The 13,657-nt window shown below is 44.3% G+C and carries 11 protein-coding genes and 2 pseudogenes; 4 read left to right on the plus strand and 9 right to left on the minus strand.

From position 1 onward, the window contains the following. The first annotated feature begins 106 nt into the window (after positions 1-106). Positions 107-1,118: pseudogene (locus ITG10_RS19515) on the plus strand (IS110 family transposase). A 275-nt stretch (positions 1,119-1,393) separates the two neighbouring features. Here ITG10_RS19515 and ITG10_RS19520 read toward each other — a convergent pair. From ITG10_RS19520 to ITG10_RS19545, 6 genes are all read right to left on the minus strand, one after another. Further along, entirely contained in the window at positions 1,394-2,203 is an 810-nt protein-coding gene (locus ITG10_RS19520; protein ID WP_017629437.1) for an SDR family NAD(P)-dependent oxidoreductase, read from the minus strand. 256 nt (positions 2,204-2,459) lie between these two features. Beyond that, positions 2,460-4,019 (minus strand): glycerol-3-phosphate dehydrogenase, encoded by a 1,560-nt coding sequence (gene glpD / locus ITG10_RS19525; RefSeq protein WP_248387084.1) that lies wholly within the window; start codon positions 4,017-4,019, stop codon positions 2,460-2,462. Positions 4,020-4,350: 331 nt separating this feature from the next. Beyond that, entirely contained in the window at positions 4,351-5,142 is a 792-nt protein-coding gene (locus ITG10_RS19530; protein ID WP_017630138.1) for a DeoR/GlpR family transcriptional regulator, read from the minus strand. 275 nt (positions 5,143-5,417) lie between these two features. After that, a complete protein-coding gene (gene glpK, locus ITG10_RS19535; RefSeq protein WP_248387085.1) occupies positions 5,418-6,938 on the minus strand; it encodes a glycerol kinase GlpK in 1,521 nt (506 codons plus the stop codon). Between the two features lie 59 nt (positions 6,939-6,997). Continuing rightward, the gene (locus ITG10_RS19540; RefSeq protein WP_026084170.1) at positions 6,998-7,852 is read right to left on the minus strand and encodes an MIP/aquaporin family protein; all 855 of its coding nucleotides are present in this window, start codon (positions 7,850-7,852) and stop codon (positions 6,998-7,000) included. Positions 7,853-8,298: 446 nt separating this feature from the next. Then, positions 8,299-8,730, minus strand: a complete 432-nt coding sequence (locus tag ITG10_RS19545; RefSeq protein ID WP_017630140.1) for a PACE efflux transporter — start codon at positions 8,728-8,730, stop codon at positions 8,299-8,301. Positions 8,731-8,858: 128 nt separating this feature from the next. Here ITG10_RS19545 and ITG10_RS19550 point away from each other — a divergent pair, with 128 nt between their 5' ends. Continuing rightward, a complete protein-coding gene (locus ITG10_RS19550) occupies positions 8,859-9,746 on the plus strand; it encodes a LysR family transcriptional regulator (RefSeq protein ID WP_017630141.1) in 888 nt (295 codons plus the stop codon). A 105-nt stretch (positions 9,747-9,851) separates the two neighbouring features. On the opposite strand, the gene arsB is transcribed toward ITG10_RS19550, so the two are convergent. The 3 genes and pseudogenes from arsB to ITG10_RS19565 form a co-directional block, all read right to left on the minus strand. Continuing rightward, positions 9,852-10,907 carry an ACR3 family arsenite efflux transporter gene (gene arsB / locus ITG10_RS19555; RefSeq protein WP_017630142.1) on the minus strand — a complete coding sequence of 352 codons (1,056 nt, stop codon included), beginning with the start codon at positions 10,905-10,907 and terminating at the stop codon, positions 9,852-9,854. 105 nt (positions 10,908-11,012) lie between these two features. Continuing rightward, positions 11,013-11,354 (minus strand): winged helix-turn-helix domain-containing protein, encoded by a 342-nt coding sequence (locus tag ITG10_RS19560; protein WP_017630143.1) that lies wholly within the window; start codon positions 11,352-11,354, stop codon positions 11,013-11,015. A gap of 179 nt (positions 11,355-11,533) precedes the next feature. Continuing rightward, a pseudogene (locus tag ITG10_RS19565) lies at positions 11,534-12,048 on the minus strand (HPP family protein). Between the two features lie 127 nt (positions 12,049-12,175). Between ITG10_RS19565 and ITG10_RS19570 the strand changes: the two are divergent. Continuing rightward, positions 12,176-12,748: a TetR/AcrR family transcriptional regulator gene (locus ITG10_RS19570; protein ID WP_017630144.1), complete on the plus strand. Its 573-nt coding sequence runs from the start codon at positions 12,176-12,178 to the stop codon at positions 12,746-12,748. Between the two features lie 78 nt (positions 12,749-12,826). Next, positions 12,827-13,624: a Cof-type HAD-IIB family hydrolase gene (locus tag ITG10_RS19575; RefSeq protein WP_017630145.1), complete on the plus strand. Its 798-nt coding sequence runs from the start codon at positions 12,827-12,829 to the stop codon at positions 13,622-13,624. Positions 13,625-13,657: the final 33 nt, after the last annotated feature.

Genomic DNA, 13,657 nt, shown 5'->3' on the forward strand with positions numbered 1-13,657 from the left:
CCTGCATGACTAACGTATAACATAGTCACGCAGGGCTTAATTATATGGTCCGCCTCACTCTCAAGCCCTTAAGCTTAGAGTAGGCTCTCAGAATGAGGTGAACCATATGTCTTCTATTCATATTTTAGGTATCGACCTAGGTAAACACTGCTTCCATGCTATCGCACATAACCGTTGTGGGGTGGAGGTGCTTCGTCGTAAATTTAATCGCAATCAACTCTTAATCTTTCTTAGTAAAATAGAACCAACAACTATTGCTTTCGAAGCTTGTGGCGGTGCTCATTGGCTTGCTCGAAAGTGTGGTGAGCTTGGTCATCAACCCCGACTTATTCCTCCTCAGTATGTAAAGCCTTATGTCAAAGGCAATAAAAACGATTTCATCGATGCTTCAGCGATCGCAGAGGCTGCGAGTCGACCGACCATGAGATTTGTGGCTGTAAAAGTGAAGAGGCTCAAGTCATCGCAGCGATTCATCGAGTCAGAGATAGTTATATCAAGGAGAGAACCGCCACTATGTCGCGGATCGGCGCGATCTTACTTGAGTTTGGCCTTAGCTTTCCCAAAGGGCATGCAAAGATGAAGTCTCTGTTTCAATGGTTAGCAGAACAAACAGTATCACTACCAAAAGCTTGCTATGTGAATTGATATCTATCCATGAACACTACAAGTACCTCAATGAACAAATCAAAACCCAAGATATCAAACTTCAAACTATTGTTGATAATAACGAAAGTGCTCAATTATTAAAAACTATCCCTGGAATTGGCGATCTTACCTCCACATTGTGTATTGCTGATGTAAGCTCTCCGAGTAACTTCACCAATGGCCGCGAGATGGCGGCTTGGTTGGGACTTGTACCAAGGCAATTCTCAACGGGAGGAAATACCAAGCTACTTGGTATGAGTAAACGAGGAAATAAGCACCTCAGAACTCTGTTTATCCATGGCGCAAGAGCTGTACTCTCTAGGCTAGAGACGACAGGGAAAGTGTTTGGAGAGTGGCTTGTGAACCTACGAGCCACCAAACCATTTAATGTAGTGGTAGTTGCATTAGCCAACAAGCTAGTGAGGATAGCTTGGGCGGTGTTATACCACCGCCAAGCTTTTAAGGCTGTTTAGCTATAACCAAGTTTGCAACGCCAATGAACGTGATGACAAAAACGGTCAATCGGCCAGATTAAGAACCTGACACAAAAAATAGCAATCAATGCTTTGGGCTTTTTAAGGATAATCTGGCGCGGATATCATCGTGGAGCTGGGAAGCTAGTGCTCCCAACAAGGACTCCGAATACATTAGCGCAAACCAACTCCGTTATTACTTAATTGTAGTTGCAATAACGGGGCGGACCATACATTTTTCTTGGAATCAGAAAATCAATTGAGCGTCGCTGTCATTAAGAAAGTGTTGCTGCGATGATCTCTTCAATTTTAGCGACAACTTGTTGTGACTTATCGCCGTAAATCGCATCTGGGTGCGGATTAGCAAAGGTGTTGTTGTCGTTATCAAAGTATTGACCACCTGCTTGTGCGAACTCGTCAGACAATGATGCGCGAACAAGAATGTCAGAACCAATGCTTAAGTCGCCGCCGGCAATGCCGTACGCGTCTTTCACCATTTTACTGCCCAGTAACGAAGCTGGGTTTACCGCAACAACCATTGGTCCAGCCGAGCCTAACTCTTTCGTCATTTCACGAGTCCACATGGTAATCGCAAGTTTGCTTTGTGCGTAAGCCTCACCATCGGAAAGTGGCTTCTTACCTTCTAGCGCTTCGATGTTCACGGCTGCTTGTGCCGCTGAAGATAGGTTTACCACTCGGCTAGATGCACCTAACACTGGTAGTAGGCGTTTAGTTATGTGGTAAGGTGAAATGGTATTCACAACAAAACGAACATCCAAACCATCTTTAGTTATTGGGTGCGGAGTGTTAAATACACCTGCGTTGTTTATCAGAACATCAATTTTATCGTGCTCAGCAATCACTTCGTCAGCTAACGCATCTACATCAGACAGAACAGACAAATCTGCCACGTAACTTTGGATTTTCGCTTCGGTAGATATGCCTACAAGTTGCTGCTCTACGTCTTTGAGTTTGCTTGGGTTACGTCCATGCAATAAAACGTGGTGACCTTGTTGGACAAGTACTTTGGCTGTTTCGAAGCCGATACCATCGGTAGAGCCCGTGATCAAAATAACTTTTTGCATGGAATAGATTCCTTATTAAAGCGCTGACATTGCGAGCGTTTTTAAATGTGTTGTTTCGTTGAGATAAAGAATAGCAACCTTTTGTGAAATTGATAATCAACCGGATTACTAAAACACTATTTAGTTTTTGTTGAAAATGGAGATGTGAACACAGTCCCAGTCACAGTGAAATAGCAGGCAATAAAAAAGCTTAGCGCGGGGGACACTAAGCTTGATTGTAAACTATGTTCTTGAACCATGTTTAGGCTAGTTGGGGTTAGCCTACTTGAGAAAAGCTCACTACTTTGCTTTGTAGCTTCTCTTTCAGGTAATTTGTCACTTCTTGCTGCTCTGATTCGCTCATGTACAGGCCAAGCTTGGTTCTGCGCCACAAGATGTCTTCGTCGGTCATCGCCATCTCTTCATTGATCAAGTAATCGATTTCAACTTGATAAACGCCATGTGCTTCGTTTGAGAATTGGATGCCAAGGTCAGCTTCGCTGTTTGCGCCATCCAGTAGTTTCCACGTGTAAGTACCAAATTGAGTCACATAGCGAAGCAATAACGCTTCAGAGGCCCAAGGGTATTTAGTGTGGATCATCTTCGCAAGTTGCTCTCTGCTGCAGCTAAAGTTACCGCCTGGAAGTGTGTCGTTCGCTGTCCATGGTGCACCCATGTTGCTTAAGTGTGGCTCAAGCTTCTTGAGTGCCGCTTCGCCTAGCTTACGGTAAGTGGTTAGTTTGCCACCGAAGATCGAAAGTAGTGGTGCTTGATCCAGCTCTGCGTCTAATTCCAAGGTGTAATCACGAGTGATCGCTTGTGGTGAATCAGATTCATCGTCACAAAGCGGTCTTACGCCACTGTATGTCCAAACCACGTCTTCACGACCAAGTTGTTTCACAAAGTGTTGGTTAACGATATCAATCAAGTAATCCACTTCGACATCATCAATGGCTACTTTACGAGGGTCGCCTTTGTATTCAAGGTCGGTAGTACCGATGATCGAGAACTTATCTAGGTAAGGGATCATGAACACAATGCGATTGTCTTTGTTTTGCAGAATGTACGCTTGTGGTTCGTCGTGAATACGCGGCACAACAATGTGAGAACCTTTGATCAAACGAATATTACGAGGCGAAGCCTGCTCTAATCCATCATCAAAGAATTGCTTAACCCAAGGGCCTGCTGCATTCACTAGCGCTTTTGCTTTACGTTCAAAACGTTGGTTTGTCATGACATCAAGGATCGTCACATGCCAGATACCGCCTTCACGGTGCGCTTTTTCAACTCGGCAGTAGTTACGAACTTCTGCGTTGTTCTCTTTCGCCGCTAACACGTTGAGCAATACCATGCGCGCATCATCTACCCAGCAATCTGAGTATTCGAAACCTGTTTTCATTTCTGGCTTCAGTAAACCTGATTTCGCCAAGTTCACGGTTTTACTGCCAGGAAGCGTGGTGCGTTTACCCAAGTTATCGTAAAGGAATAGGCCACAGCGGATCATCCAAGCTGGGCGTAAAAATGGTCGATGAGGTAAACGGAAACGCATTGGTTGAGCAACGTGAGGTGCTTTTCTTAGCAAGACTTCGCGTTCTGCAAGCGCTTCCGAAACCAAACGAAACTCGTAATGTTCAAGGTAACGTAAACCACCGTGGATCAGTTTTGAACTTGCAGATGAAGTAGCAGAAGCAAAGTCATTTGCTTCGTATAAGCCAACGTTGAGACCACGACCTGCTGCATCTGCCGCGATGCCTGCACCATTGATGCCGCCGCCAATCACGATCAAGTCTAAAGTGGAAGATGTACTGTTGTTTGAATTATTTTGTTGAGCACTCATGATTTTGACCTCTTTCTGAGCGAACGAGCATTTTAGAACATAAGTGAATCCTATCTTAACTTTCGTTTGCGGTCATTTATTATTTTCGTTTATGCGCGTTTTATGTGATTTGAGCATAAAAAAACCTCTGCTTATGAAAGCAGAGGTTCAAATAAAACTTATTCGAGCATAGAAGTGACACGAACAGGGATCAAGTATTGTTGGTTCAGTTACTAAAAAAGCCAGCTATCGATAAGTGTTTATCAATAGAACTGGCTTTTGATTGCTCACGAATGCGAGTGCTTACCTAGCTCGACTCAAACCAATTTAATCTAACTTGGCTTCATAGAGACTATTCACTGAGTGTTGAAGGCTGAGCGGTATCGATGACTTCTAATGGAATGTCTGAATCTTTAAGGATGTTGAGAATCTCTTCCGGAGGCTGCTTATTAGTAAATACCATGTGTGCCTGAGAGATATTACCAAGCTTAACCATCGCATTACGGCCAAACTTAGTGTGGTCGACAGCTAAGAAGATACTGCGGCTGTTTTCTATGATGGCTTGTTTCACTCGAACTTCGTGATAGTCAAAATCGAGCAGTGAGCCGTCAAAGTCGATACCACTGATCCCTAATATACCGAAATCAAGGCGGAATTGCTTTACGAAATCGAGTGTCGCTTCACCGACAATACCACCATCGCGGTTACGTACTTCACCGCCCGCCAAGATAACCTTGATCTCTGGGTTCGGTAGAAGGATGCTCGCCACGTTAATGTTGTTGGTGACAACTCTTAACTGTTTGTGATTTTTGTTGAGTGCACGGGCAACCGATTCTGGCGTGGTACCGATATCAACAAACAAAGTCGCGCCATCTGGGATGTGTTTGACCAGTTCATCGGCAATCACGTCTTTTTCGTTGAAATTAAGCGCTTTGCGCGTGTTATACGAGGTGTTTTCTGAGCTTAAAGGAATCGTAGCACCACCATGATAGCGACGGATTTTGTTGCTATCGGCCAGTTCGTTGAGGTCTCGTCTGATGGTTTGTGGGCTGACATCGAACTTTTCAACGAGCTCATCGGTACTCACATATCCTTGTGTTTTAACCAGGTCTACAATCTGCTGGTGTCTTGGTATCTGCTTCACTTAACTTACCACTCCCTGCACGCCAAAGGCTCTAGCGTGTCAAAATCGAAAATATAAACTCGCGCTATTGTGCTCGAATTGACGAAGAGAGAGAAGTAATGATGGTAAGGAATCATGTCTAAACCGCAAAAACGGTGCTCGTAACGTAAGATTTGAGCCTGAAACGCAAAAAAGAGCACAAAATAGTGCTCTTTTTAGTTTCGTTTACTGAGGTTCGAACAATCTAATCAACTATGAAGGGATTATTCGTGCTCCTCTGTTAACTCTCGCTTAAATTACTCTTCGTCGTCATCGTGCAGTTCAGACCAAACCTGAGCACACTTGATAGCACGCTTCCAGCCTTTGTAACGGCGGTTACGCTTCTCTTCGTCGTGGTGTGGCATGAAGGTACGGTCTAGAACGGCTTTGTCTTGAAGCTCGTCGATGCTGTCCCAGAAACCAACCGCTAAGCCTGCAAGGTAAGCCGCACCCAGAGCTGTTACTTCCGTTACTTCAGGGCGGTGAACTTCAGTATCCAGCACGTCTGATTGGAATTGCATTAGGAAGTTGTTCGCTACTGCGCCGCCATCAACACGTAGGTTTGCTAGCTTGATACCAGAGTCAGCTTGCATTGCGTCAAGTACGTCACGAGTTTGGTAAGCAATACCTTCCAGCGTTGCACGGATGATGTGGTTAGAGTTGACACCACGAGTTAGGCCGACAATCGTACCGCGAGCATAAGCATCCCAGTAGGGTGCGCCTAGGCCAGTAAATGCAGGAACCACGTAAACGCCGTTTGAAGAGTCTACTTTGGTTGCGAAGTACTCAGAGTCTTCTGCGCCAGCCAGCAGCTTCATTTCATCACGTAGCCATTGGATTGATGCACCGCCCATGAATACTGCACCTTCCAGTGCGTATGCAGGTTCACCTTTAGGGCCGCATGCCAGTGTTGTTAACAGGCCGTTTTTCGAGGTTACTTTCTCTTGACCAGTGTTCATTAGAAGGAAACAACCCGTGCCGTAAGTATTCTTCGCTTGGCCAGCTTCTACACACATTTGACCGTAAAGTGCAGCTTGTTGGTCACCCGCAATACCCGCGATTGGGATACGAGTACCGCCTTTACCACCAAGGTTCGTTTGACCGTATACTTCTGAAGAGCGTTTTACTTCTGGCATCATGACTGCTGGAATGCCCATTTCATCAAGCAGCTTCTGGTCCCAGCATAGGTCGTTGATGTTAAATAACATAGTACGAGACGCGTTAGTGTAATCCGTAACGTGTACACGTCCTTGAGTCATCTTCCAAACCAACCAAGTATCAACCGTACCGAATAGCAATTTGCCTGCTTCAGCGTCTTCGCGAGCACCTTCAACGTTGTCTAGAATCCATTTTACTTTTGTACCTGAGAAATACGGGTCAAGGACTAAGCCAGTATTGTCACGTACGTAGTCTTCTAGGCCACGTGCTTTTAGGTCTTCACAGATGTCTGCTGTACGGCGACACTGCCATACGATTGCGTTGTAAACCGGTTTGCCTGTTTCTTTGTTCCAAACAATGGTGGTTTCACGTTGGTTAGTGATACCAATACCCGCTAGTTCGTCGCTGCGAATGCCTGCTTTAGCAAGTGCTTCAACCAATGTAGAGCTTTGAGTTGCCCAGATTTCCATTGGATCATGCTCAACCCAGCCCGCTTTCGGGTAGATTTGAGTAAATTCTCGTTGAGAAGAGCTTACGATGTTTGCATCGTGGTCGAGGATTACAGCGCGAGAGCTTGTGGTGCCTTGGTCTAGGGCAACAATGTATTTTTGCTCGGTCATGGTAAGAATCCTTTTTCTTTTGTTATTTATATTTTAGTAAATGTAGGGTCGCTTAGCGATTAAGCTTGAGCTTGTTCAGCTTCTTCTGTTGTTTCACATTGGTTTGGAATTGTGCAGCCTTGGCCTTCTACTGGTAGGTAAGCACCGATAACACGTGGGTACAACCAACCGCCAAAACACGCACCAGCAATTGGAGCAAGAATTGGAACGATGAAGTAAGGAATATCACGAGCACCGCTCAATGCGAAATCCCAACCTGCAAAGTAAGCGAAAAGTTTTGGTCCGAAGTCACGAGCAGGGTTCATTGCGAAGCCAGTTAGTGGACCTAAAGAACCACCAATTACCGCGATAAGAATACCGATCAGCAGTGGGTTCATCGCGCCGCGAGATGCGCCATTGTTCTCATCACCTAGCGCTAAAATGGCAAACATCAACACAGCTGTAATCACGAATTCCACAGCAAAAGCGCCGAAGAAAGAGAGTGAAGCATGTGGGTAAGTCGAGAAGATACCAGCGGTTGATAGTGCGTCTTGGCTGCTACGAACGAAGTTATGTGCGATTTCGTAGTCAGTGAATAGGTTGCTGTACAGGCTATAAACCAATGCCGCAGAACAGAATGCGCCAAGTAGCTGAGAAATGATGTAAGGCACAACTTTCGCCTTATCAAAGCCATGGAACATGGCCAGTGCGATGGTAACTGCAGGGTTTATGTGTGCGCCAGAAACGCCAGCTGTACAGTAAATTGCGATAGCGACACCGAAGCCCCAGATGATGCTGATTTCCCATTGCCCGAATGTTGCACCAGTGAGTACCAGTGCTGCCACACAGCCAACGCCAAAAAATATGAGTAGTCCTGTTCCTATAAATTCGGCCAAGCATTGCCCAAATAAAGAGGGGTGTTTGTTTGTTGTCATGTTCGAGTCCTTGTTAGTTTGCTTATCTAGCACATGTATTGTGCATAAATTTGCGAACTCGAAAATAAACGAACATTAAAAGTGAGCGTTTGAGCATAAAATTGTTAACTAAAGTCACTTGAAATGTTAATCCGAACACTTTTGTTCGAAAAAGAAGCTCGCATGAACGTCATTGCTCGAATTGATGTGTTTCGAGGCCGCTAAAATTACCTGTATGTAAACGGATGCACAACTGGTACGAGGAGTTTCTGTTTAGATTTGTGATGCTACTTCGTGAGTGGTTGATTATTAGACTTAATTAGGACGGGTTGTGTGATGTTTTTGCTATGTAACAAGGGCGTTAATCAATGAGCTTATATGCATAAATGAATAAACTGCCAACTAAGTTGTAGTTTGGCAGTTTCAATTTAGGTGTTTGTTCTAGTTACATGCTACGAACTGGAGCTCTAAACCAGAGCTGCAACCTTTCCTCTCGCAACCAACTGAGCTCGGATTGAGTCATATACCCAGTTGAACGCAATTGCGTAAAGCACGAAGAAGATAACAATCCCGATATCCATCATTAATACTGTCCAGAAATCGAGTTGAAGTACCCACATCAGTAGTGGGAACGACACCAACATCAAGCCTAATTCGAAACCTAAGCCGTGCAGAATACGTGTTTTCTTGGTTCGTTTGCTGCGGTCAGCGCCGTAAATCTTGTCGTAACCGTAGTTGTAGACGTAGTTCCATGTCATCGCAATCAGCGATAAAGACAGCGCCAAGCCTGCCATTTTTACTGCTCCGCCACCGACAATGTAAGTTGCCGCCACGGCCATCAAAATCAAAGCTGCTAATTCAAATAGCACCATGTGTAACATGCGTTCTTTATGTGACATCTCTTTACTCTCTTTATGTTTTTCTAGCCTCTATGGGCTAATGACTTGGCTAGATAATATCTATTTAAGTGATAATATAAAGATATTTAGCATCACATATAGTGATAGTAAGTGTTGGGAGACACCGAATGTACAACATTGAACAGCTAAAAATGTTTGTGTATGCCGTTGAATTAGGGTCATTTTCTGCCAGTGCTCGTCAACTGGGCAAAGTGCAATCGGCGGTGAGCCAAGGTATCAGTAATCTTGAAATAGATTTTAATGTTGAGCTTTTTGATCGTTCGACTCGAAAGCCTTCACTAACCAAAGCTGGCGAGCAGTTATTTAAACAGGTGAAAGCGATCGTGCTTCAGGTTGAAGATCTGAATGTGACGGTTAATGCGATGGGTAGCGGTGAAGAAGGGCTCATCAAAATTGCATTAGATGATTCATTATTGGTCCCGAACCTATCTAAAATCCTGAGTGAGTTCAGTCAACAATTCCCTGCGACCGAAGTAGAACTGGTTGCGTGTACCACGACAGAGGTCAATCCGTTAATTGTAGAAGAGAGGGCCGACATTGGATTGATGTTTACCAATTTGGCTTTTGATGTCGGTTCTGAGCCATGCTTTATCGGTCACTTACCGTTTATTGCTGTGTGTCATCCAAGTCATGCGCTCGCAAAAACAGGTGTTGCGAAACTCTCTGACTTACTCCCGCATCGTCAGTTAATGTTGAGGGGAGACAAAGGTAAGGTGATGGATCAGTTTCCGCTGATTGCCGGAAAGGTATGGTGGTCGAACAGCTTTATTGTTATCAAAGAGGTAGTGCTCGGCAGTGATATTGGTTGGGCATATTTACCTAAACACCTTGTCGAAGAGGAGTTGGATAAGCAACGTTTAGTGGAGATTAATGTCTCATTCGATCACAAAACATGGTCGCCACCCGTTGATCTTGTATTGTCTAAAACACGCTCAAAAGGACCTGCGCTACTTTGGCTTGAACAAGCTTTGAAAGGCTTATTGGACGAAACGTAAACTGGACGAAACTTAAATTGTACGAGATTTTATAAAGAAAAGGCTCACCGTTTAACGTGTGAGCCTTTCTATTTCAAGTGATGCCACTTTTTGTTCGCTGTAGCTCTAGATGCTAGGCTTTACGGTTTGACCGTTGTAATACTTGTCTTTCATCTTAAGCGCAACGTTCACTAGGTAGATCAGTACAGGTACTTCAATCAGTGGACCGATAACGCCTGCAAACGCTTGGTCTGAGTTGATACCGAATACAGAGATTGCTACGGCAATAGCTAACTCAAAGTTGTTACCTGTCGCTGTGAAGGCAATAGATGCGTTCTTGTCGTATTCAATGCCCATCTTTTTACTAATGAAGAAGCTGATGAAGAACATCGCTGTGAAGTAGATAGTCAGTGGAACAGCAATCAACAGTACGTCCATTGGCAGTTCAACAATCATCTCGCCTTTTAGGCTGAACATCAAAACGATAGTCGCCAGTAGAGCTATCAGTGTGATTGGTGAGATGCGTGGAATGAACACATCGTTGTACCACTGCTCGCCTTTCATCGACACAAGGATCTTACGGCTTAGGAAGCCCGCTAGGAATGGGATACCTAGATAGATAAGAACACTATGTGCAATATCGATCATCGAGATATCAACCATCATGCCTTCGTAACCAAATACTGGTGGAAGAACGCTGATGAATAGCCACGCCATGAAGCTGTAGCTCACTACTTGGAATGCACTATTTAGAGCAACCAATGCCGCACCGTACTCTTTGTTACCGCCGCCAATGTCGTTCCAAACCAGTACCATAGCCACACAACGAGCTAGACCAATCAGAATCACACCGACCATGTAACCGGGGTGATCACCCAAGAAAGTCAGTGCCAACACGAACATCAGAATAGGGCCAACAAGCCAGTTCAGGATCAAAGATAGCTTGATCGCTTTCTTATCTTTTACCACGGTGCCTAGCAGGTTGTAGTTAACCTTTGCCAGAGGTGGGTACATCATTAAGATAAGACCAATTGCCAGTGGAATGTTGGTTGTGCCAACAGACATTGATTCGTTCCACTGTTCGATTTGTGGGAACAAGGTGCCAAGTAATACACCAAGCCCCATCGCAATAAAGATCCACAGTGTTAAGTAGCGATCTAGAAAACCTAACTTTGGTTTCATGATATTTTCTCTTTAGCTGATATCGTCAATCGTCGAAAAACGATATTGAAGAATAAAAAAATACGCTTAGTTTATCCTGTATTCGACAAACTAAGCGCGATGAATCTATTTCAAAATGGTGTCGATTAGCGTCTCAAATTGCTGAATATTATCTCGATTAATGCGGTAGCACATTTTCGGTGGTATTGATTCAGCAGTGATGAAACCAGAGGTTTTCAAGATTCTTAGGTGCTCGGATACTGTTGATTGCGCCAAACCCAATTCACTCACCAAGTCGCTGTTCAAACAACCGCCCGATTTTTCTAACGTTGAAAGGATACTCAATATACGTACTCTTGCCGGGTGAGCGAGCGCTTTCGCTAACGCAGCCATTTCTTTTTCTGCTTCAGCGTTACTCGGCGGAAGAGGTAGAGAACAGCTTTCTGTTGCTTGGCATGTTGCAGTCATACTTAGGTGGCTCACTTACTATTAATCGTTAAAAGACGATTAATAGTAAGCCTATTTCTTTTGACGGTCAACGCGAATTTTAAAAGTCGTAAAACTTAAACATCAAGTATTCGATATTCACACCTATGATTAAGACCAATTTAGTGATCACTGCGCGAGTTAGAAATAAGTGCTCAGTTCTACTTTCCTACCCAATACAGCGGCCACCGTTGTTGTGTCGAGGTGTTATTGAGCATAGCGCCAACCAAAACGAGCGCGACACTGCCTACTAGAACGGGCGTAAACAAGAAGGTCCAATCGACCAGCGATGTGCCTGCTAACGCGATAACGATCGGGTTAGCGCCTGCTGGTGGATGAACCGCTCGAAAGTACAGCATCAAAAATATCGCGCTACCCACTGCTACCGACATCACTAAAAAGAATCACCGAAGCCATACAACGCCGCGAGCCCGACTGCGGCTGAAATGAAATGGCCCGCAATGATGTTGCGTGGTTGAGCAAGCGGCGAGGTTGGTACTGCAAACAACAGCACACAAGTCGCGCCGAACGGTGCCATCAACCAAGGCACTTGTGACTGTTCAGCCAGTAAACACAAGATCAATATACCTACCGAACCACCGATAAAGGCCTTCATTAGTTGGTTCAATGTTGCTTTTGGAGGTAGCTCTCCTCCACCGATCAGTTTTTTTATCATCACGAACTCCTCGCCTGTGAGTAGAAAATAAAAGTGTACAGATCTGTACTGTTTGATTTGAATGATACAGATCTGTACACTCTTTACAACGTGAAATTTTGCGACCCTAATTGAACGAGTGGATAGGATGAGTAAGAAAGAACTAATCTTGGATGTGGCTGAATCTTTGTTTAACCAGTTTGGCTATACCGCTGTTGGGGTGGATATGATCCGAGATGAGGCAGCGGTTTCTAAGACATCCATGTATCGTCACTTTGGTTCTAAAACCAAGCTGATTGAAGCGGTGTTGGAAAGGCGTCATCAGCGTTTTGAGTCGAGTTTAGAGGCGGCACTTGCATCCATTTCTGGATTGCAAAACCAATTGGATGCGCTGTTAGATTGGCATTTTGCATGGTTTGAACAACCCGACTTCAAAGGTTGCATGTTCATGCATGCACTCGCCGAATTTAAAGAATCGGAAGATGACATTGCGATGCTTGCACAACAGCACAAATCATGGCTCAAGAGCATTATTCTAAAGGTCGTTAGCGGTGGTGGAGAGGTAGGTACTGCAACATCTGATCTGCGCAGTGAATCGGTCATTACTTTCATTGAAGGTTTAATCGTAAGGAGTGAATTTGGTGTATTAGATTTAAGCTTAGATTCAACCAAAGAAGCTTACCGAAAAGCATTGCACTCACTGGCTACTCTAGCGATATAATCGAACGCAGAACCGTTACCCAAGATAACGAAAAATCATAATTTACAATTTTATTTATATTTATAGGTAAGCTCTGAAATGCCACAACAGAACATCAAATTTATCGCTGCTGATATGGACGGCACTCTGCTTAATGAACACGGAAAATTAGACCCGGAATTTTTTAACCTCTACGAGCGACTAGAAGTTCAAGACATTATCTTTGCTGCAGCGTCGGGTCGTCAGTATTACAGCTTAATGGAAACTTTTGCCCCTATTAAAGATCGCATGATATTTGTTGCTGAAAACGGCACATTAGTGATGCATAAAGGTGAAGAACTCTACAGCTGTTTACTAGATACAGATGCAATTAAAGACATTATCAAAGAAGCGCGTGCCATTGAAGGCGCTCATGTTGTGCTGTGTGGTAAGAAGTCGGCATACATCGAAACCAAAGACGAGCGTGCCCTAGAAGAGATCTCTAAGTACTATCATCGCCGCGAGCAAGTAGAAGATCTGTTGGCGGTCGAAGATGAGTTTATTAAGGTTGCTATTTGCCACTTTGACGGCTCACAAGAGAAAGTAAACCCAAGCATTGACGCTAAGTTTGGTGAAAATTACCAAGTGGTTGTAAGCGCAAAAATTTGGTTGGATGTAATGAATGCTGAGGCTTCAAAAGGGGCGGCAATCAAACATCTACAAAACACATTAGGTTTCACTTACGAACAGACCATGAGCTTTGGCGACTACCTAAATGATTACGAGATGCTTAAAGAAAGTTACCACTCATATGCGATGGAAAATGCACATCCAAAACTAAAAGAGATAGCTCGTTTTGGCGCGCCAAGTAATGTTGATGCGGGCGTATTCCAAGTGTTGGAGAAGCTTCTCGCGTAACGTTTGAAATCCTTTTTAGATTTTTATCAAAGC

The sequence above is a fragment of the Vibrio sp. ED004 genome, assembly GCF_023206395.1.
GTDB lineage: Bacteria > Pseudomonadota > Gammaproteobacteria > Enterobacterales > Vibrionaceae > Vibrio.

What these genes read in the sequence shown, in the direction of transcription:
- ITG10_RS19520 (WP_017629437.1), bottom strand. Translation starts at nt 2,203, where the DNA reads ATGCAAAAAGTTATTTTGATCACGGGCTCTACCGATGGTATCGGCTTC.
- glpD (WP_248387084.1), bottom strand. Translation starts at nt 4,019, where the DNA reads ATGAGTGCTCAACAAAATAATTCAAACAACAGTACATCTTCCACTTTA.
- glpK (WP_248387085.1), bottom strand. Translation starts at nt 6,938, where the DNA reads ATGACCGAGCAAAAATACATTGTTGCCCTAGACCAAGGCACCACAAGC.
- ITG10_RS19540 (WP_026084170.1), bottom strand. Translation starts at nt 7,852, where the DNA reads ATGACAACAAACAAACACCCCTCTTTATTTGGGCAATGCTTGGCCGAA.
- ITG10_RS19545 (WP_017630140.1), bottom strand. Translation starts at nt 8,730, where the DNA reads ATGTCACATAAAGAACGCATGTTACACATGGTGCTATTTGAATTAGCA.
- ITG10_RS19550 (WP_017630141.1), top strand. Translation starts at nt 8,859, where the DNA reads ATGTACAACATTGAACAGCTAAAAATGTTTGTGTATGCCGTTGAATTA.
- arsB (WP_017630142.1), bottom strand. Translation starts at nt 10,907, where the DNA reads ATGAAACCAAAGTTAGGTTTTCTAGATCGCTACTTAACACTGTGGATC.
- ITG10_RS19560 (WP_017630143.1), bottom strand. Translation starts at nt 11,354, where the DNA reads ATGACTGCAACATGCCAAGCAACAGAAAGCTGTTCTCTACCTCTTCCG.
- ITG10_RS19570 (WP_017630144.1), top strand. Translation starts at nt 12,176, where the DNA reads ATGAGTAAGAAAGAACTAATCTTGGATGTGGCTGAATCTTTGTTTAAC.
- ITG10_RS19575 (WP_017630145.1), top strand. Translation starts at nt 12,827, where the DNA reads ATGCCACAACAGAACATCAAATTTATCGCTGCTGATATGGACGGCACT.